Annotated in this window: 16 protein-coding genes; 9 read left to right on the forward strand and 7 right to left on the reverse strand. The window is 73.8% G+C overall.

The window, feature by feature from the left end; translation table 11 throughout:
- Positions 1-60 precede the first annotated feature (60 nt).
- Positions 61-1062 carry an RCC1 domain-containing protein gene (locus tag AB0I91_RS26095; protein ID WP_499639277.1) on the reverse strand — a complete coding sequence of 334 codons (1002 nt, stop codon included), beginning with the start codon at positions 1060-1062 and terminating at the stop codon, positions 61-63.
- A gap of 88 nt (positions 1063-1150) precedes the next feature.
- Positions 1151-2725, reverse strand: coding sequence for an alkaline phosphatase D family protein (locus AB0I91_RS26100; RefSeq protein WP_498773723.1), 1575 nt, complete (start codon positions 2723-2725; stop codon positions 1151-1153).
- 23 nt (positions 2726-2748) lie between these two features.
- On the opposite strand from AB0I91_RS26100, the gene AB0I91_RS26105 reads away from it, so the two are divergent.
- Entirely contained in the window at positions 2749-3459 is a 711-nt protein-coding gene (locus AB0I91_RS26105) for a VOC family protein (protein WP_499615462.1), read from the forward strand.
- 127 nt (positions 3460-3586) lie between these two features.
- On the opposite strand, the gene AB0I91_RS26110 is transcribed toward AB0I91_RS26105, so the two are convergent.
- Entirely contained in the window at positions 3587-4483 is an 897-nt protein-coding gene (locus tag AB0I91_RS26110) for an RNA polymerase sigma-70 factor (protein ID WP_499615537.1), read from the reverse strand.
- Positions 4484-4622: 139 nt separating this feature from the next.
- Here AB0I91_RS26110 and AB0I91_RS26115 point away from each other — a divergent pair, with 139 nt between their 5' ends.
- The 3 genes from AB0I91_RS26115 to AB0I91_RS26125 all read left to right on the forward strand — a co-directional run bounded on the left by AB0I91_RS26115 (position 4623) and on the right by AB0I91_RS26125 (position 7064).
- A complete protein-coding gene (locus AB0I91_RS26115) occupies positions 4623-5303 on the forward strand; it encodes a class I SAM-dependent methyltransferase (RefSeq protein WP_498773727.1) in 681 nt (226 codons plus the stop codon).
- A gap of 119 nt (positions 5304-5422) precedes the next feature.
- Entirely contained in the window at positions 5423-6067 is a 645-nt protein-coding gene (locus tag AB0I91_RS26120) for a GntR family transcriptional regulator (RefSeq protein ID WP_499615465.1), read from the forward strand.
- A 1-nt stretch (position 6068) separates the two neighbouring features.
- Positions 6069-7064, forward strand: a complete 996-nt coding sequence (locus tag AB0I91_RS26125; RefSeq protein ID WP_498773732.1) for a 1-aminocyclopropane-1-carboxylate deaminase — start codon at positions 6069-6071, stop codon at positions 7062-7064.
- Between the two features lie 4 nt (positions 7065-7068).
- Here AB0I91_RS26125 and AB0I91_RS26130 read toward each other — a convergent pair whose 3' ends face one another.
- Together AB0I91_RS26130 and AB0I91_RS26135 are read right to left on the reverse strand one after the other, a co-directional pair.
- A complete protein-coding gene (locus AB0I91_RS26130) occupies positions 7069-7950 on the reverse strand; it encodes a PHP domain-containing protein (protein ID WP_498773734.1) in 882 nt (293 codons plus the stop codon).
- Entirely contained in the window at positions 7947-12491 is a 4545-nt protein-coding gene (locus tag AB0I91_RS26135; RefSeq protein WP_499639279.1) for an ATP-dependent helicase, read from the reverse strand. The genes AB0I91_RS26130 and AB0I91_RS26135 overlap by 4 nt, the downstream gene beginning before the upstream one ends.
- Positions 12492-12566: 75 nt before the next feature.
- On the opposite strand from AB0I91_RS26135, the gene AB0I91_RS26140 reads away from it, so the two are divergent.
- Positions 12567-14498 (forward strand): Hsp70 family protein, encoded by a 1932-nt coding sequence (locus AB0I91_RS26140; RefSeq protein WP_499639281.1) that lies wholly within the window; start codon positions 12567-12569, stop codon positions 14496-14498.
- 51 nt (positions 14499-14549) lie between these two features.
- Entirely contained in the window at positions 14550-15761 is a 1212-nt protein-coding gene (locus AB0I91_RS26145; protein WP_499639283.1) for an MFS transporter, read from the forward strand.
- Here the strand turns inward: AB0I91_RS26145 and AB0I91_RS26150 are convergent, their stop codons facing one another.
- Complete coding sequence (locus AB0I91_RS26150; protein WP_498773742.1) at positions 15762-15887, reverse strand: hypothetical protein; 126 nt, start codon at positions 15885-15887, stop codon at positions 15762-15764. It lies immediately after the preceding gene.
- 9 nt (positions 15888-15896) lie between these two features.
- Positions 15897-16736 carry a LysR family transcriptional regulator gene (locus tag AB0I91_RS26155; protein WP_499639285.1) on the reverse strand — a complete coding sequence of 280 codons (840 nt, stop codon included), beginning with the start codon at positions 16734-16736 and terminating at the stop codon, positions 15897-15899.
- A 71-nt stretch (positions 16737-16807) separates the two neighbouring features.
- Here AB0I91_RS26155 and AB0I91_RS26160 point away from each other — a divergent pair, with 71 nt between their 5' ends.
- The 3 genes from AB0I91_RS26160 to AB0I91_RS26170 all read left to right on the forward strand — a co-directional run bounded on the left by AB0I91_RS26160 (position 16808) and on the right by AB0I91_RS26170 (position 18985).
- Positions 16808-17269 (forward strand): cupin domain-containing protein, encoded by a 462-nt coding sequence (locus AB0I91_RS26160; RefSeq protein WP_498773746.1) that lies wholly within the window; start codon positions 16808-16810, stop codon positions 17267-17269.
- Between the two features lie 24 nt (positions 17270-17293).
- The gene (locus tag AB0I91_RS26165; protein WP_499639287.1) at positions 17294-18148 is read left to right on the forward strand and encodes a helix-turn-helix transcriptional regulator; all 855 of its coding nucleotides are present in this window, start codon (positions 17294-17296) and stop codon (positions 18146-18148) included.
- Positions 18149-18229: 81 nt separating this feature from the next.
- Positions 18230-18985: a glucose 1-dehydrogenase gene (locus AB0I91_RS26170; RefSeq protein WP_498773750.1), complete on the forward strand. Its 756-nt coding sequence runs from the start codon at positions 18230-18232 to the stop codon at positions 18983-18985.
- Positions 18986-19029 lie beyond the last annotated feature (44 nt).

The following is a 19029-nucleotide window of genomic DNA, read 5'->3' on the forward strand; positions in this document are numbered from 1 at the left end:
CTCCGCACCTTCATCTCCTACCCCTGCACTTCTCCCTGCCTCACCTCAGCACTCCCTGCCTCACCTCAGCACCAGGTTGTGGTAGTAGGCCGAGCTGATCTTCTGGATACCGCCCTCACGCACCTGGGTCGACACGTCCATCTGCCCTTGGCCGTTGTAGTTCCAGACGATGACCTTGCCGTCCTTGAGCACCGTGTTGTGGATCTGCCCGGCGGCGATCGCGGTGACCCCCGTCTTCGCGATCGTGGGCACCGAGGCCTGCTCGTACTCGTTCCAGCCCCAGGCGATCACCTCGCCGTCGTCCTTCAGCGCGAGGTTGTGCTGGGCGCCGGCGGCGATGGCGACGACACCGGACCGGGCGGCCTCCGGCACGTCGACCTGGCCGTACTTGTTCCAGCCCCAGGCGATGACCCCGCCGTTCTTGAGGGCCAGCGCGTGACCGAGTCCCGCGGCGATCGCCGTGACGCCCGACGTCGCTTCCTTCGGCACGTCGAACTGGCCGAAGTTGATGCCGGCGCCGCCCGACTCCCAGCCCCAGACGAGGACTCCGCCGTCCTTGACCGCCAGGCTGAAGTGCTGGCCGGCGGCGATGGCGGTGACGCCGGACGTCGCCTCCGCGGGCACCTGCGTGAGCAGGGACCGGCCCCAGGCGATCACCTGGCCGTCCTTGATCGCCAAGCTGTGGTAGGTCCCGGCGGCGATCGCGTCGACCCCGTCCCACAGCGCCAGCGGCACCCGGAGGTGATCGCCTTCGAGCGACCCCGGATTGCTCCAGAGCAGGACCTTGCCGTCCTTGATCGCCAGGTTGTGCTTGAACCCGGCGGAGATGGCGGTGACCCCCGACCTGGCCTCCTCGGGGATCGGGACCTTCGCCACCGCGGCCGTGCCCCAGGTGAGGACCTCGCCGATGGGCACGGGAGCAGCGGACGCGCGGGCCACGCCGACCGACGTGGGAGCCACGCCGACCGACGCCCCCGACGCGGGCGCCACGCCGACCGACGCCACCGATGCGGCGACCACCGCCGCCACCAGGCCCGACGCGCGCAGGCCGCGAACGAACATTCTCAAGATGCTTCTCCAACAGGTGGGCTGTGATGGTTCACGCGCCCGGAGAAGCTACTGACGATCACCACACGCCGCGCACACAAACTCACAGCTCCAGGGCGGTGACCTCCGCCAACCCCGCACCCGTCGCCGTCTCCAACCGGAAGCGCGCCGCGCGCCCGTCGATCTCCAGCACGCCGACCGAGTTGCCGAAGTGAGGGCCGCTCAGCTTCTGCCACGCCACCGGGTCCGGCGAGATGCCGCGCCGGTCGGCCCACCACCGCAGCAGCCTCGCGATCGGCTTCGACCACGACAACCGGAACGCCGGCCGGAACACCCACGGCGGCTCGTTGTGCACCGGCGAGCACACGAGCTGGTACACCTTCGCCCGCACCGACGAGCCGAACGTCGCCCGTGCCGCGTAGCTGTGGTGCACGTCCCCCGACAGCACGCACACCGTGCCCGGCGCGTCCTCGGCCCCCGAGATCCGCTCCACCAGCCGTGCCATCCGCTCGAACGACGCCCGGAACGCGGGCCAGTGCTCCAGGTCCGCGACCTGCCGCACCTTCTCGCCCACCCGGCCGCGCCACCCCGGCAGACCGGCCATCCGCTCGTTCAACGACTGGAAGTGGCTCAACGCGTGCGGCATCAGCCACGGCAGCGACGAGCCCACCAGCAGGTGGTCGACGTCGCCGTGGGCGTTCTCCTCGATCCAGTCGAACTCCCGGTCGCCCACCATCAGCCGCCGCGGCCCGGCCAGGATGCGCCCGCTGCGCGTGTCGATCACCAGCAGCCGCACGCGGCCGAAGTCGCGCCGGTAGCTCCACCGCGTCGACTTGCCGCCGTCGACCTCCCGGTCCGCCTGCTCGGCGAAGTCCTCCAGCAACTCCCGCACGTCACCACCGGTGGACCGCACCTTGGCGTACAGCTCGTCGGTCGCCAGCTCGTCCGGGCTGAGGTTGCCCAGGTGCTGGTAGACCCAGTACGACGCGAGTCCCGCCCGGATGCGCTCCGGCCACCAGCGCTTGGTCGCCATCTGCTCGCGCCACGTCCGCGAGGTGTTCCAGTCGTCGCGCACGTCGTGGTCGTCGAAGATCATCGACGTCGGCACGACGGACATCAGCCAGCGGATCTCGGGGTCGGCCCACGACTCGTGGTACAGCTCGGCGTACTCGCGGAACGACACCACCTCGCCCGCCGGCTCCGGTCTGCGCTCGGCCAGCCACCGCTTGATCCGCGGCGTCGGCTCGTCGGCGTAGACCTGGTCGCCGAGCAGCACCAGCGCCTCCGGCCACCGCTCCTGCGGCTCGTCCTTCATCCGCAACGCGTACGCGTCCAGCGCGTCCGGCCCGAGCTTGTCCGGCGTGCCCTCGCCCTTGGCCGCGCGGCACGACCCGAACAGCAGCCGCCGCACCGGCGTGGTGCGGATGCTCGGGGCCGGGAACGGCGAGTCCGGCAGCGGCCAGACCACGTCACCGTCCAGCCGCACGTCGTAGGGCGTGGTCGTGCCCGGTTCCAGCCCTTCGACCACCACCAGCGCGAAGTGCTGCTCGCCGACCTGGAACGTCTCGGCGCGATGGCCGGCGACGGCGACCTCGCAGGCCGCGTCGGTCTCGACCCACACCGTGGCCGAGAGGGAGTCGACGTGCCGCAGCACCGGACCGAGAACGAGCTGAGCCATTGCGCAGACGTTACCTTCGGACCATGGCAACGAGGTGGTGCGATGTGGTGGTCGATTCGGCCGATCCGGCCGCGCTCGGCCGGTTCTGGTCGGCGCTGCTGGGTCGACCGGTCACCGGTGAGAGCGCCGACGAGGTCGACGTGGAGCTGAGCCCCGGGCAGGAGCTGGTGTTCGGGCTCGTGCCGGACGTGAAGCAGGTGAAGAACCGGGTGCACCTCGACCTGGCGTCGACGTCGCCGGAGGACCAGGCGGCGATCGTGGCGCGGGCCGTCGAGCTGGGCGCGAAGCCGGTCGACGTCGGGCAGGGCGACGTGCCGTGGGTGGTCCTGGCGGACCCGGAGGGCAACGAGTTCTGCGTGCTGGAGCAGCGCGACGAGTACGCGCACACCGGTCCGGTGGCGGCGGTCGTGGTGGACGCGTCCGACCCGCCGGCGCTGGCCGCGTTCTGGGCCGGTCCGACCGGGTTGCCCGTGACGCGCTCGGCGGCCGACTTCGCGTCGTTGGCGCAGGAGGCCGGGCCGTCCCTGGAGTTCGTGCGGGTGGCCGAGCCGAAGGTGGTGAAGAACCGGCTGCACCTCGACCTCGCGCCGTTCGCGGACGACGACCTGCCGACCGAGGTGGCCCGGCTGGAGGCGTGGGGCGCCGTGCGGGTGGACGTGGGGCAGGCCGACGTGCCGTGGGTCGTGCTGGCCGACCCCGAGGGCAACGAGTTCTGCGTGCTGACACCTCGCTGAAGAGGCCGTCATCTCCCACCTCCCCGACTCACTCGGCCTCCCTAGCCTCGCCTCACCCGACCTCACCGACTCACCCGACCTCACCGACTCACCCGACCTCACCGGCCTCACCAGCCCTCACCGGGCCTCACCGCAGGGTGAGCGCGGTCTCGGCCCCGACCCGGGTCAGCTTCTCGGGGTTGCGGACGTAGTAGAGGCCGGTGATGCGCCCCTCCTCGACCTTGATCGCCATGACGCCGTCGACCTCGCCGTCGAAGCGCACGACGAGCGCCGGGTTCCCGTTGACCACGACGGGCTCGCCGGTGAACGTGCTCTCGAGCCGGCCAAGACCGCCGAGGACCATCCGGATCACCCTGTCGGCGCCGGTGACCGGCCGCGGCACGGCCCGCTTGACGCCGCCGCCGTCGCTGATCAGCACGACGTCGGGGGCGAGCACCGCGAGCAGTCCCGGCACGTCCTCGGCCTCCAGGGCGCGCCGCAACGACTCCAGCGCCTCCCGGGCCTCGCCCGGCGAGACCGCCTCACGGGGGCGGCGGGCGTCGACGTGCCGGCGGGCGCGGTGCGCGATCTGGCGGACGGCCGCGGGGGTCTTGTCGACGGCGGCGGCGATCTCGTCGTAGCCGACGTCGAAGGCCTCGCGCAGCACGAACACGGCGCGCTCGGTCGGCGACAGCGTCTCCAGGACGAGCATCAACGCCATCGACACGCTCTCGGCGAGCTCGACGTCCTGCGCCACGTCCGGCGCGGTGAGCATCGGCTCGGGCAGCCAGGAGCCGACGTACGCCTCCTTCCGGCGCCGCATCGTGCGCAGCCGGTTGAGCGCCTGCCTGGTCGTGATCCGGACCAGGTAGGCGCGCTGGTCGCGCACGTGCGCCAGGTCGACCTCCACCCACCGCAGCCAGACCTCCTGCAACACGTCCTCGGCGTCGGCGGCCGAGCCCAGCATCTCGTACGCGACGGTGAAGAGCAGGTTGCGGTGGGTGACGAACGCCGCCGTCGCCTGGTCGGTGGTGTGCTCGGCCATCGGCCGGTCCACGCCGGTCTCGAGCTGCGCCATGGTGTCTCCTTCGCTCCCGGGGCGGTCACAAGACGCCGCGTGGTCGAGAGTTGTGACAGGCGCGTGGCGCGGATCACTCGTCCCGCCGCGACGGCTAGGCTGAAGCGTGGTCAGGTTGCTGGACGACGAGTCGCTGGAACGGTCGTCGGTCGTGGCGAACTGCGCCATGAACCGCGAACGCGGGCTCACCGGTTCCAACGGCTACGGCCGCGAACTCGGCCTCGACGTCGTCGACCTGATCACCGACCGCCTGTCGCGGGGCGCCGAGGCGTTCCACTGGCTCGACCTGTGCTGCGGCACCGGCACGGCGCTGCTCGAATGCGCCCGCCTGGTGGACGACCCGCGGCTGCGGATCACCGGCGTCGACCTCGTCGACTTCTTCGCCGGACCGCCGCCCGCCGGGGTGGAGTTCGTCACGGGCCCGGTGGAGTCCTTCGCCCCGCGACGGTCCTTCGACCTGGTGACCTGCGTCCACGGCCTGCACTACGTCGGCGACAAGCTCGGCGTCCTCGCCCGCGCGGCGTCCTGGCTGACCGAGGACGGCGTCCTGGTGGCGAACCTCGACCTCGCCGCGGTCGTGTCGGCGGAGGGTCGTCCGTGGGGCCGGCGGCTGACCGGGTCGCTGCGGTCGGCGGGGTTCGACTACGACTCGCGACGGCGCCGCGTCAGGTGCGTCGGGCGCCGGCAGGTCGACCTCCCGTTCCGCTACCTCGGCGCGGACGACCAGGCCGGCCCCAACTACACCGGCCAACCCGCGGTGAACTCGCACTACTCGGATCGCCCCTGAACCTGGCGAAGGGGAGTGGGCGCAACCCGGTGGACGCAACCCGCTCCTGCCGCCGGCCGATCTCCCCGGCTCGCACGGCTCCTGGTGCTCTGGTCGGTGACCGTCTACAGTGCGCCAGTATGCAATATATTAGTCGCGCCCTCTACCGCGACCAGGCGTTGATCGCGATCCGCGAGGCGATCCTGGGCGGCGACCTGGCGCCCGGCGTGCCGATCAAGGACGTGGAGCTGGCCGAACGGCTGGGCCTGTCCCGGACGCCGGTGCGCGAGGCGTTGGCGCGGCTGACCGACGAAGGCCTGGTCGAGAGCAAGCCGCACAGCTACACGCGGGTCACGCCGCTGGACACGGCGGCGGTGCGCGACGCGCACGTGGTCGTCCAGGCCATGCACGCGGTCGCCGCCCGGCTGGCCGCGCCACGCCTCGTCGAGGCGGACCTGGACGCGATGCGCGCGGCGAACACGGCGTTCGCCCGCGCCCTCGCCTCCGGCGACGTGCCCGCCGCGCTCGCCGCCGACGACGAGTTCCACGCGGTGGCCGTGCGGCGTGGCGGCAACTTCGCCGTCACGGCCACCATCGAGCGCTACACGCCCCTGGTGCGCAGGCTGGAACGGCTGCGGTTCGCCGCGCCGACCGGCCGCCACTCGGTGGCGATGCACGACGAGATCATCACCGCCTTCGCCGCGGCCGACGCCGACCTCGCGGCACGGCTGGTCGAGCGGAACTGGGCGACGTTGGCAGACCTGTTCCGGGTTGAGGAGAACTGACATGGCGCTGGGCGATTTCGAGCGTTTCCCGCTGACCTTCGGCCCGTCCCCGGTGCACCGGCTGGAGCGGCTCACCAGTCACCTCGGCGGCGCGCGGGTGTGGGCCAAGCGGGAGGACTGCAACTCCGGGCTGGCCTACGGCGGCAACAAGACCCGCAAGCTGGAGTACCTGGTGGCGGAGGCGTTGGCGACGGGCTGCGACACGCTGGTGTCGATCGGCGGCGTGCAGTCCAACCACACGCGCCAGGTCGCCGCGGCGGCGGCGCGGGCCGGGCTGAAGTGCGTGCTGGTGCAGGAGAGCTGGGTCGACTGGCCGGACGCGGTGTACGACCGGGTGGGCAACATCCTGCTCAGCCGGCTGATGGGCGCCGAGGTGCGGTTGGTCCAGGCGGGCTTCGGCATCGGCGTGAAACCCGCGTGGGAGCAGGCGATCGAGGACGTGCGCGCGGCCGGCGGCAAGCCGTACGCGATCCCGGCGGGCGCGTCGGACCACCCGCTCGGCGGGCTCGGGTTCGCCGGGTGGGCGGCCGAGGTCGAGCGGCAGGAGGCCGAGCTGGGCGTGCGGTTCGACACGATCGTCGTGTGCTCGGTGACCGGCAGCACGCAGGCGGGCATGGTCGCCGGGTTCGCGGGCAGCGGCCGGCGGGTGATCGGCATCGACGCCTCCGCCGAGCCGTGTGACACCAAGGCGCAGATCACGCGCATCGCCAAGAACACGGCGGACCTGCTGGGCGTGAAGGTGACCGACGAGGACGTCATCCTCGACGACCGCTTCCACGAAGGCATCTACGGCGTGCCGGGTGAGTCCACAGTGGACGCCATGAAGCTCGGCGCCCGGCTGGAGGGCATGATCACCGACCCGGTGTACGAGGGCAAGTCGTTGGCGGGCCTGGTGGAACTGGTCTCCAGCGGCGAGATCCCGCGCGACTCCGACGTCCTCTACGCGCACCTGGGCGGCCAGCCCGCGCTCAACGCCTACAGCGCGCTGTTCCGCTGACGGCTCAGCGGACCCAGAAGTCGTGCGGCGTCCGTCCCGGGCGGAAGCCGCACGACTCGACCACCGCCGCGGCTTCGGCGAACCCGTGCCCGACCAGCGCGGGCTCGTGGGCGTCACTGCCGAAGCTCACCGCCCGACCACCGACCTCGCGCCACCACCGCACCACCTCGGCGTGCAGCGGGACCTTGGTGTTGACCTCCAACACCCGCCCGCTGCCCGCCAACGCCCGCAGCACCGCCCGGAACTCCTCCTCGAACCGGCGCGGCTCGAACACGCCCGGCCAGTCGCGGATCGGGTAGTCGACGTGCGCCAGCACCTCGAACGGCGCGGACGAGCCGGCGAGCCGCCGCGCCTCGGCCAGGTAGCGCCGCACCACCTCGTCCGCCGGCAGCCGGCCGTACAGGGCGCTGATCTCCTGGTTGCCTCCGTCGTGCCGCACCGCGTGCACCGAGCCGAGCACGCGCTCGAACCCGGCGCCGCCGATGACCCCCGCCACCCGGTCCGGGTACCAGTGCGGCTCGCTCAACTCCACCCCCGACACCACCCGCAGCCCGGGGAACCGCTCCCGGCACCGCGCCAAGCAGGCCAGGTACCCCTCGACGTCGAGGTCCGGCGGTTCCAGGACGCCGTCCGGCCGGATGCGCGTGGTGAAGTGCCCGGGCAGCCTCGGCACGAACTCCTCCGGCACGGTCCACGACGTGAAGTCCGCGTGCTCGGTGAACGCGACCGAGGGCAGCCCGAGCTCGACCGCCCGCGCGCACGACCTCTCCATCGACCCGAGCAGCGTGTCCCACGACCACTCGCTGTGCACGTGCCCGTCCGGTGGCAACCCCATGTGCGCGGGACGTGCCGCGCCGCGCGAGGGTTGTCCGGACAGGTCCTTCACGCCCGCAGCCGCAGCCCCTTGGGCGTGGCGCGGAAGCCCGCGTCCTGGAGGATGACCGCCAGCCGCGACCCCAGCGCCACCTCGCCGTCCGCGCGCTGCACGGCCAGCTGCCCCAGCCAGCCGTCGCGCACGGCTCGGCTCAGCGCTTGCGCCGCCGCGCGCAACGGGTCCTCCTCCTCGGTGAACGACAGCAGCGAACGGCCGCCCCGCTCCACGTAGAGCGTGGCCAGCCCGTCCACCAGCACGACCAGCGCGCCGGACTTGCGGCCCGGCCGGTGCTTGCCCTCGCCCGACGGCTCCGGCCACGCCAGCGCCGCGCCGTAGGGCTGCGCCGGGTCGGCCGCCGCCAGCACGACGGCGTCCGGCGTGCCCACGTGCTCCTGGCCCGGCGACCTCGACGACGCCCGCAGCCGGTCCACCGCGCCCCGGGCCGCGAACTGCGCCGCGCCGAGCCCTTCGACCACGTACCCGCGCACGACCTGCCCGGACTCCTCCATCGCGCGCAGCACCCGGTACACGCCGCTGAACCCGCCGGTCACCCGCTCGGTGTCCAGCGCGCCACGCGTCAGCACGCCGTGCCGCTCCAGGAACGCCTCGGCCCGCGCGTGCGCCCGCCGCGTCGCGTCCACCGCGGGCACCACGGCCAGCGACCACCGGCCCGCCACCGTCGGCGGCCCGGTGCGGCTGGGCAGGTCCGGTCTGCCGGCCCGCATCCGCGCGTAGCGGCCACGTGGCGCGGCCCGCCGGGGCTTGTGCGCCGTGCCGCCGCCCGCGACCAGCGCCCGCAGCGGCGCCAACGTGTCGTTCGTGACCACGCCCGCCCACACCAGGTCCCACAGCGCGCCGACGACCTCGCCGTCCGTCGTCGGGCCCTGCAACGACACCCGGTCGACCACCTGCCGGAAGAACAACGCGCCGCCGCCCAACGCCTCCACCACGGCGGTGTGCAGCGACGAGTCCGGCATCGCCTCCGGCACCAGGTCCGGCAGCAGCAGGTCGGCCACGTCCGTCGGCGCCAGCGCGATCCAGCCGTCGCCGCCGGCCAGCGAGCCGCACCCGGTCCACGTCACCTCGCCGGACGCGGTCAGCTCGTCCAGCAGCGCGGGGCTGTAGCCGGGCAGCCGCGAGGGCAGCACCAGCGACTCCACCGCGCTCGCGGGCAGCGGCGCGCCCGCGAGCTGCTCGACCACCGAGTACACGTCGTCCACGGTCGGCGCGGACCGCAGCCGCCGACCCACCCCGTGCCAGCCCGGCAGGAACCGGCCCAGCGCGGCCGGCTCCACCGGCTCCACCTCGGCCCGCAGCCGGGCCAGCGACGCACGCCGCAACCGCCGCAGCACCTCGGCGTCGCAGTACTCGGTGTGCGTGCCGCCGGGCCGCAGCTCGCCGCGCACCAGCCGCCCGGTGGCCGCCATCCGCTCCAGCACCCCGGTCACCACGGCCACGCCCAACCCGAACCGCTCCGCCGCCTCCACCGCCGGGAACGGCCCGTGCGTGCGCGCGTACCGCCCCAGCAGGTCGCCCAGCGGGTCGGCCACCGGCTCGGTGAACACCTCCGGCACGCCCACCGGCAGCGCCACGCCCAGCGCGTCGCGCACCCGGCCCGCGTCCTCGATGCCGATCACCCGGTCCTCGCCCGCGATGCGCACCCGGATCGCCCGCCGCTGCGCCACCAGGTCCGCCAGCCACTCCGGCCGCACGCCCCGTGCCAGCGCCTCCGCCTCGGACAGGTCGCCGAGGAACCGCAGCAGGTCCGCCGCGCCCTCCGCGTCGCGCGCGTGCCGGTCCGGCGCGAGGCGCTGGAGGTTGCGCTCGACCTCCTCCACGACCTCCGGGTCGAGCAGCTCCCGGATCGCCTCCGAGCCCAGCAGCTCCGCCAGCAGCGCCGAGTCCAGCGACAACGCCGCCGCCCGCCGCTCGGCCAGCGGCGCGTCCGCCTCGTACAGGAACATCCCGACGTACCCGAACAGCAGGCTGCGCGCGAACGGCGACGGCGACGGCGTCTCCACCTCGACCACGCGCACCCGCCGTGCCCGGATGTCGGTCATCAGCTCGCGCAGGCCGGGCACGTCGTACACGTCCTGCAGGACCTCGCGCATCGCCTCCAGCACCACCGGGAAGCTCTCGTACTTCGCCGCCACCGACAGCAGCTGCGCCGCCCGCTGCCGCTGCTGCCACAACGGCGAGCGCTTGCGCGGGTCGCGCCGGGGCAGCAGCAGCGACCGCGCCGCGCACTCCCGGAACCGGGCCGCGAACAGCGCCGAGCCGCCCACCTCGGCCACCACGACCTGCTCGACCTCCTCCGGGTCGAGCAGCACGTCGTCCGCGCCCGCCACGACCTGCGCGCCGTCCAGGTCGACCGCGTCGGGCAGCCGGATCACGATCCCGTCGTCGGAGTGCGCCGCCTGCACCTCGATGCCGCGCCGCTCCCGCAGCCGGGCCGCGATCGCCAGCGCCCACGGCGCGTTGACCTGCGCCCCGAACGGCGAGTGCACCACCAGCCGCCAGTCGCCCAGCTCGTCGCGGAACCGCTCCACCAGCACGACCCGGTCGTTGGGCACGTGCCTGGTCGCCTCGCGCTGCTCGCCCAGGTAGGCCAGCAGGTTCGACGTCGCCCACGCGTCCAGCCCGGCCGACGCGGTCCGCTCCGCCGCCGACGCGTCCTCCATCGTGGACACCTCGCGCAGGAACTTCCCCAGCGCCCGCCCCAGCTCCAGCGGGCGGCCCGGCGCGTCGCCCTTCCAGAACGGCATCCGCGCGGGCTGGCCCGGCGCGGGCACCACGATCACCCGGTCGTGCGTGATGTTCTCGACCCGCCACGACGACGTGCCCAGCAGGAACGTGTCGCCCACCCGCGACTCGTAGACCATCTCCTCGTCCAGCTCGCCGACCCGCGAGCCGGGACCGCGCTCGGACGGCGGCGTCATCACCGCGAACAGGCCCCGGTCCGGGATCGTGCCGCCCGAGGTCACCGCCAGCCGCTGCGAACCCGGCCTGCCGCGCAGCTCGCCGGTGATCCGGTCCCACGTGATCCGGGGCCGCAGCTCGCCGAACTCCTCGCTCGGATAACGGCCCGCGAGCATGTCCAGCACCGCCTGCAACGCCGACTCCGGCAGCGCGGCGAACGGCGCGGCCCGCCGCACCAGCCCGGACAGCGCCTCGACCGTCCACGTCTCCATCGCCACCATGGCCACGACGTGCTGGGCCAGCACGTCCAGCGGGTTGCGCGGGTACCGCACCGCCTCGATCGCGCCGTCCCGCATCCGCTCCGCCACCACCGCGCACGACACCAGGTCGCCGCGGAACTTCGGGAACATCACCCCGCGTGACACCGCGCCCACCTGGTGCCCGGCCCGGCCGACGCGCTGCAACCCGGACGCCACCGTGGGCGGCGCCTCCACTTGAACCACCAGGTCGACCGCGCCCATGTCGATGCCGAGCTCCAGCGACGAGGTGGCCACCACGCACGGCAGCCGCCCCGACTTCAGCTCCTCCTCGACCACCACCCGCTGCTCGCGCGACATGGAGCCGTGGTGTGCGCGGGCGATCGCGGCCGAGCGCTGGGTCGTGACGCCGGACTGGGCGGGCGCCTCGGCGGGGAACCGCTCCAGCTCGAAGGCCTCCTCGGCGAGCTCGTTGAGCCGCGCGGTGAGCCGTTCGGCCAACCGCCGCGAGTTGGCGAACACGATGGTCGACCGATGCTCTCGCACCAGCTCCAGGACCCGCTGCTCCACCGACGGCCAGATCGACGCCCGCTGCTCCGCGCCCGCCGCCGAGCCCGACACCTCGCCGGTCGGCTCGCCGAGCACCGACATGTCCTCGACCGGCACCTCGACCCGGACCTCGATCGTCTTGGCCGTCCTCGGCTGCACGACCCGCACCGGCCGCCCGCCCGCGAGGAACGCGCCCACCTCCTCGACCGGTCGGACCGTCGCGGACAGCCCGATCCGCTGCGCGGGCCGCTCCAGCAGCGCGTCCAGCCGTTCGAGGGACAGGGCGAGGTGCGCGCCGCGCTTGGTGCCGGCCACCGCGTGCACCTCGTCGACGATCACCGTCTCGACGCCGCGCAACGACTCCCGCGCGGCCGACGTGAGCACCAGGAACAACGACTCCGGCGTGGTGACCAGCACGTCCGGCGGCGTCCGGGCGAACGCGCGCCGCGCGTCCGCCGGTGTGTCGCCGGTGCGCATGCCGACCGTGACGTCCGGTTCGGGCAGCGACAGCCGGTGCGAGGCCTGCCGGATGCCCGCCAGCGGCGCCCTGAGGTTGCGCTCCACGTCCACCGCCAGCGCCTTCAGCGGCGAGACGTACAACACCCGGCACCGCCGCTTCGGCTCGGCGGGCTTCGGCGTGGACGCCAGCCGGTCGAGCGCCCAGAGGAACGCGGCCAACGTCTTGCCGGACCCGGTCGGCGCGATGACCAGCGCGTGCTCACCGGCCGCCGCCGCCTCCCACGCGCCCGCCTGCGCCGGCGTGGGCGCGGCGAAGGCCCCGGCGAACCACTGCCGGGTCGCGGGGGAGAACGCGGCCAGAACATCCACCCCCACATCTTGAACCAGGGGTCCGACATTTTTCGTTTGTGGCACGATCACCCCGTTCGAACCGAAGGGGTCACCGTGCGCGTCCTGTCCGTCGACCTGGGCACTTCCAACACCGTCGCGGTGCTCGCGGCGCACGGACGGCCGCCCAGGGTCGTGGAGGTGGACGGCTCGGCCACCATGCCGTCGGCCGTCTACTGCGAGGAGGACGGCACGCTGGTCGTCGGCCGTGACGCCGAGCGCCGCGCCCGCCTCGACCCCGCCCGCTTCGAGCCCAACCCCAAGCGCCGGGTGGACGACGGCGTGCTGCTGCTGGGCGACAACGTGGTGCCGGTGACCGACGCGCTGGCCGCCGTGCTGCGCCGCGTGCTCGACGAGACCACCCGCCAGCTGGGCGGCGAGCCGCTGGACGAGGTCCGCCTCACCCACCCCGCGCAATGGGGCCCGACGCGCCGCAACGTGCTGCTGTCCGCGGCCCGCCTCGCGGGCGTGACCGGCGAGATCGTGCTGGTGCCCGAGCCGGTCGCCGCCGCCTCCCACTACGCCTCGCTGGCCGTCGGCCAGGCGCTCGCGGTCTACGACCTCGGCGCGGGCACGTTCGACGTGGCCATCGTCGGCGCCACCCAGAGCGGCTTCACCGTGCTCGCCGAGGACGGCCTGCCGGACCTGGGCGGCCTCGACGTCGACCAGGCGCTGCTCGAGCACGTCGGCAGGCAGGTCTCGCACCGCGACCCGGCGGCCTGGCAGCGGCTGCTGCGCCCGGAGTCGACGGCCGACCGCCGGGCCCGCCGCACGTTGCAGGAGGACGTGCGCGCGGCCAAGGAGTCGCTGTCGCGGCACGCGCACACCGAGGTGCCGATGCCGGAGCCGTTCGAGGACGTGCTGGTCAACCGGTCCGACCTGGAGGCGCTGGTCCGGCCGAGCATGATGCGCAGCGTGGAGCTGCTGGAGTCCACGATCCGCTCCACCGGCATGGCGCCCAACCAGCTCGCCGGCATCTACCTGGTCGGCGGCGCCAGCCGGATCCCGCTGGTGGCGACCATGATCGCCGAGCAGGTGCGGATCGTGCCGACGAGCCTGGACCAGCCCGAGACGTCGGTCGCCCTCGGTGCGCACCACGTGCCCAAGAACGGCGTCACGCCGCGGTCCCAGGAGCCGGCCAGGCCGATGGAGCCCGACACGGTCGTCACCAAGCCGGTGACCCCGCCGTCCGGCGCGTTCCAGCAGCCGAACCCGGCGGTCAGCGGCGCGCACCAGGTGAACCCGAGCGCCAGCGGCGCCTACCAGGTGAACCCCAGCGCGAGCGGCGCGTACCAGGTCAACCCCAGTGCCAGCGGCGCCTACCAGGTGAACCCGAACGCCAGCGGCGCGTACCAGGTCTACCCGCAGACCGGGCCGCAGCAGTTCAACTTCCCGACCGTCGCACCCCGCGCGCAGGCCAAGCCGGAGCGGAAGAAGCCCAACCGGACCGTGCTCATCTCGGCGGGCGCGGCCGTGGTGCTCGTGCTGGCCGTGGTCGGCGGGATCTTCGCGCTCAACGGGGTGAGCGTGCCCAGCGCGCAGGAGTGCAAGAACGACACCCAGCAGGACGACAAGGGCTTCACCGAGTGCCTGCGCCTGCTCGCGGGCACGATCCCGGACACCAGCACGTGCAAGGCGGGCGGCACGCCCGGCGTGGGCGGCGTCGACGGCATCAAGGGCAGCGTGGTCAGCTGCGCGGTGAAGGACGACTACTCGGTCCAGTACGTGCTCACCGAGACGGTCGTCGGCGCGCAGCACGGCGCGGAGGCCGTCGTGCGGTCGCTCAAGACCGACATGGTCGAGGCGCAGTGGGCGGGCAACGGCCTCACCGGCAAGTACCGGGCCGCCGCGGACGGCGGGCTGGGGCTGCTCGTGTTCACCGCGGACGACCTGCCGCTGCTCGGCATCGTGACCAAGAGCGGCGGCGAGGAGCTGACCGCCGACCAGGTCGCGGACTTCTTCGAGGCAACGGTCCAACCCGGCACCTGAGACCCGGACGGTGGCTGGTAGGGCTCGTTCCGCCCTGGCACCCTCAAGATCGTGACCGTGGTCGACGCCGTGCAGCGCAGGGTCCTGCGGGTGCTGGCGGTGACCCAGGTCCTCGGTGCGGCCGGCGTCGCCATCGGCATGGCGGTCGGCACGCTCGTCGCGGCCGTGCTCGCCGACTCCGACGCGGTCGGCGGGATGGCGCAGACGGCCGCGGTGCTCGGCGCGGCGGTGTTCGCGCTGCCCGCGGCCCGGTTGGCGGCCCGCAGCGGACGTCGTCCGGCGCTGGCCCTCGGCTACGGCGCGGGCGCGGTGGGCGCGGCGGTGGCGGCGTGCGCGGTCGTGCTCGGCTCGTGGCAGGTGCTGCTGGTCGCGCTCGTGCTGTTCGGCGCGGCGGCCGGCGCGAACCTCGCCGCCCGGTACGCGGGCGCGGACCTGGCCCACCCGCACCGCCGGGCGCGCTCGGTGGCGCTGGTGGTGTGGGCGGCGACGGTGGGCGCGGTGGTCGGGCCGAACCTGGCCGACCCGGCGGGGCGGGTGGCCGTGCGGCTGGGGTTGCCGGTGGGCGCCGGGCCGTACCTGCTGTCGGCGGTGCTGTTCGGCCTGGCCGCGCTCGTCGTCCTGCGGTTCCTGCGGCCCGATCCGCTCACGGTGGCGAGGGCGGCCGTCACGCCCCGCGCCCGGCGGTCGGTGGTGGTGTGGCGGTCGCTGCCCCCGGCCGGGAAGCTCGCGCTGGGCGGCCTGGCGCTGTGCCACACCGCGATGGTGGGCATGATGTCGATGACCCCGGTGCACATGGAGCACGGCGGCTCGTCGTTGCGCGTCGTGGGCGTGGTGGTCAGCCTGCACGTCGCCGCCATGTACGTGGCGAGCCCGCTGTTCGGGTGGATGGCCGACCGGCTCGGCCGGGTGCCGGTGCTGGCGATCGGCGCGGCGCTCGTGGTCGCCGCGTCCGGCATCGCGGGCATGGCGCCGTCGCACGGCGCGCCGCAGCTCGCCGCGGGGATGGCGCTGCTGGCGTTCGGCTGGTCGGCGGGCGTGGTGGCGGGATCGGCGCTGCTCACCGAGTCGGCCGAGGTGGCGGACCGGCCGGCCGCGCAGGGCCTGTCGGACCTGTGCATGAACGTCGGCGGCGCGCTCGGCGGCGTCGTGGCGGGCGTCGTGGTGACCGCGTGGTCCTACGCCGCGCTCGGCCTGGTGGTCGGGTTCACCGCGCTGCCGCTGCTGGTGACGTGCCTGTTCGCGTCCGTGCAGCGGGTGCGGTGATCAGCGCTTGCGGTTGTACCAGAGCGCGCGCAGGCCGACCACGATCGCCGCGACCAGGCCGGCGATCACCGCGACCGTGGCGATCGGCGACGACATGCCCGTGGGGTCTTCCTGCAACAACAGCACACGTCGAGGTTAGCGCGCCGCCGCCGCGAACTCGCGCACGCGGACCGTTTCGCCCGCCGTGCGCCAGACCATGCCCCAGGCCAGGCGCGGTGCGCCCACCAGCGGCAGGAACGCGATCTTCGGGCGCGCGAAGTAGCCGGCCGCGTGCGCACCCAGCGGGCAGACGCCCTCGCCGTCGGCGATCGCGGTGAGCAGTTCCTGGAACGTCGTGACCTCCCGACCTCGCTTGATCGGCGCGCCGGCGGGCGTCGTGTCGCGCCAGTAGGCGGCGCGGAAGACCGTGTCGCGGGCCAGGTCCTCCAGCGTCACGGCCTCCTGCCGCGTGAACGGGTGGGTGTCGGACACGGCGAGCACCAAGGGCTCTTCGTGCACCACCGGCCCGCACGTCAGGTCCGGCTCGCGGACCGGGAACAACGTCACCAGCACGTCCACCTCGTCGGCCCTGAGCAGCGCGAACGGGTCGGTGAACGGCGCCTCCCGCACGCGCACCTCGCTGTCGGGGTGGCGGGCGCGGAAGGTGTTCAGGACGTCGGCGACGAGATCGGCGAGGGCCGGCGCCTCGAAGCCGACGCGCAGCAGGGACGTGCCGCGTGCGGCCTCCACAGCGCGCGCTATGCCGTCCACGATCTGCTGATAGGCCGGCGCCAGGTCGTCACGCAGGCGGCGGCCGATGGGCGTGAGCGCGACCCGTCGGCTGGTCCGCTCGAACAGCGGCGCGCCGATGCGGCGTTCCAGCTGCTTGACGGACTGGCTGACCCGCGCCTGGGAGACGTGCAGCCGCTCGGCGGTGCGGCTGAAGTGCAGCTCCTCCGCCAGCGCCAGGAAGACCTCCAGGTCACGTCGTTCCATAACCGTCAGGTTATCGTTCCATTCGATCGTGGTCGTTGTTCGGGGCCCTGCCGGCGACGAGGCTCGACCACATGGAAAACACCCTGCTCGTCCGCGCCGACCAGGCCGAGAAGCTCGCCGCCGACCCCGCCGCCGTCGTCACCCTCCTCGCCGACCTCGACGGCCTGACCAGCAACCGGTCCACCTTCCGCGACGGCGCCGACGGCGCGCCGCCGCACTTCCACACCCGCGCCTCGGAGCTGTTCTTCGTGCTCGACGGCACGCTCCAGGTGCTGCTGGACCAGGACGTGGTGACCCTGGAGCGCGGCGACTTCCTCGTCGTGCCGCCACGCGTGCCGCACGCGTTCGGTGCGCTCAAGGGCGCCGACGCGGACGTCCTGTACGTCTTCACGCCGGGCGTGGGCCGGTTCGACTACTACCGCCTGCTCGACCGCGTGCAGCGCGGCGAGGCGAGCCCTCAGGAGATCCGCGACTCGCAGGACCGGTTCGACAACCACTACGTCGACAGCCCGGCCTGGACGGCGGCGCGCTGACCGGGCTCGTTGTTACCGTGGCACATGACCAGCGAATCCCTTGCGGTCCGACCGCGTCGGCGCGAGCAGCTCCGCGACTTCCTGCGGACCTGCCGCGCCCGGCTCACGCCCGCCGACGTCGGCCTCGTGGCGGTGGGCAGGCGCCGGACGCCGGGACTGCGGCGCGAGGAGGTCGCCGCGCTGGCCGGGGTCGGGGTGTCCTGGTACACGTGGCTGGAGCAGGGCCGCGACATCACGGTCTCGTCGGAGGTGCTCGACGCGATCAGCCGGGCGTTGCGCCTGACCGACCTCGAACGCGCCCACCTGTACCTGCTGGCCGGTCTCAACCCGCCGCGGGTCGGCGGCGCGCGAGGTGACGAGGTCAGCCCGGAGCTGCGCCGCCTGCTCGACGCGTGGATGCCGCGGCCCGCGATCCTCCGGGACCGGTACTGGAACCTGCTCGCGATCAACGACGCGACCCGGACCGTGTTCGGCTACGACGACACCGACCACAACTGCCTGGTCACGTTCTTCACCAACGCCCGCTACCGCGACATGCACGTCCACTGGGCGTCGGTCGCACCGGTCGTCGTCGCCGCCTTCCGCGCCGACGCGGCGCACGCGCCCGGCGACCCGGGGTTCGACCGGGTGGTCGACGCGCTCGGCGCCGTGAGCACCGAGTTCGCCGAGCTGTGGGCGCGCCACGAGGTGGGCGCCCAGGTGCAGGCGGTGAAGGCGGTCCGCCACCCGGAGGCGGGCGACCTGGTCTTCGACGTGACGACCCTGGCCGTGGCCGACGGCTCGGACCGGTACCTGGAGCTGTGCAACCCGCGGCCCGGCACGGCGACCGCGGAGCAGCTCGAACGCCTGGCGCGCGCGGGGGCGGCCGTCTCGGTCTGACCGGCGCGCGAGGGTGGTGGTGGCACTCCCGGGTTGAGCGCGCACTGCCTGCCCGCGGCGCCGGTCGGCACGCTGGATCCCATGACGCACAGCACTTCCCGGTTCAAGGACAAGGTCGCGCTCATCACCGGCGGCACGAGCGGCATGGGGCTGGCCGCCGCGCGGAGGCTGCTCGCCGAGGGCGCGCGGGTGGTCGTCACCGGGCGCGACCAGGCCCGGCTGGACGCCGTGGTCGACGAGCTGGCAGGCGACGTCCTCGCGGTGCGCGGCGACGTGGCGAGCCTCACCGACCTCGACGCGCTGACGGCCGCGATCAGGGACCGGCACGGCCGGCTGGACGTGGTCTTCGCGAACGCGGGCGTCGCCTCGTTCCAGCCGAGCGGCGACGTCACCGAGGCCGAGTTCGACCGCCTCGTGGGCATCAACTTCAAAGGCGTGTTCTTCACCATCCAGAAGACCCTCCCGCTGCTGGCCGACCACGCCGCGATCGTGATCAACGCGTCGTGGACGCTGCACCGCGGCCTGCCCGGCGCGTCCCTCTACGCGGCGACCAAAGCGGCCGTGCACAACCTGGCGCACACCCTCGCGGCCGAACTGGCGCCCAGGGGAGTGCGGGTGAACTCGGTCAGCCCCGGCTACATCGAGACCCCGATGTTCCACGACAACGTCTCCGCCGAGGCGGGAGCCGCCGTCGTCGCCGCGGTGGCCGCCGGTCGGCTCGGCACCGCCGAGGACGTCGCCGCCGCGGTCGCGTTCCTCGCCTCCGGTGAGGCGTCCTACGTCAACGGGCAGGACCTGGTCGTCGACGGTGGCCTGGTCGCCGCGGCCCTGGGCTGACCGGGCGCGTTCGCCGACGTCGGCGGTCCGGTCCGGACGGCCGC

Origin of the sequence: Actinosynnema sp. NPDC049800 (assembly GCF_040656635.1) — a bacterium.
GTDB lineage: Bacteria > Actinomycetota > Actinomycetes > Mycobacteriales > Pseudonocardiaceae > Actinosynnema.

Coding starts and splice junctions, on each gene's coding strand:
- AB0I91_RS26110 (WP_499615537.1), bottom strand. CDS start 4,483: ATGGCCGAGCACACCACCGACCAGGCGACGGCGGCGTTCGTCACCCAC.
- AB0I91_RS26120 (WP_499615465.1), top strand. CDS start 5,423: ATGCAATATATTAGTCGCGCCCTCTACCGCGACCAGGCGTTGATCGCG.
- AB0I91_RS26125 (WP_498773732.1), top strand. CDS start 6,069: ATGGCGCTGGGCGATTTCGAGCGTTTCCCGCTGACCTTCGGCCCGTCC.
- AB0I91_RS26170 (WP_498773750.1), top strand. CDS start 18,230: ATGACGCACAGCACTTCCCGGTTCAAGGACAAGGTCGCGCTCATCACC.
- AB0I91_RS26095 (WP_499639277.1), bottom strand. CDS start 1,062: ATGTTCGTTCGCGGCCTGCGCGCGTCGGGCCTGGTGGCGGCGGTGGTC.
- AB0I91_RS26155 (WP_499639285.1), bottom strand. CDS start 16,736: ATGGAACGACGTGACCTGGAGGTCTTCCTGGCGCTGGCGGAGGAGCTG.
- AB0I91_RS26160 (WP_498773746.1), top strand. CDS start 16,808: ATGGAAAACACCCTGCTCGTCCGCGCCGACCAGGCCGAGAAGCTCGCC.
- AB0I91_RS26105 (WP_499615462.1), top strand. CDS start 2,749: ATGGCAACGAGGTGGTGCGATGTGGTGGTCGATTCGGCCGATCCGGCC.
- AB0I91_RS26100 (WP_498773723.1), bottom strand. CDS start 2,725: ATGGCTCAGCTCGTTCTCGGTCCGGTGCTGCGGCACGTCGACTCCCTC.
- AB0I91_RS26165 (WP_499639287.1), top strand. CDS start 17,294: ATGACCAGCGAATCCCTTGCGGTCCGACCGCGTCGGCGCGAGCAGCTC.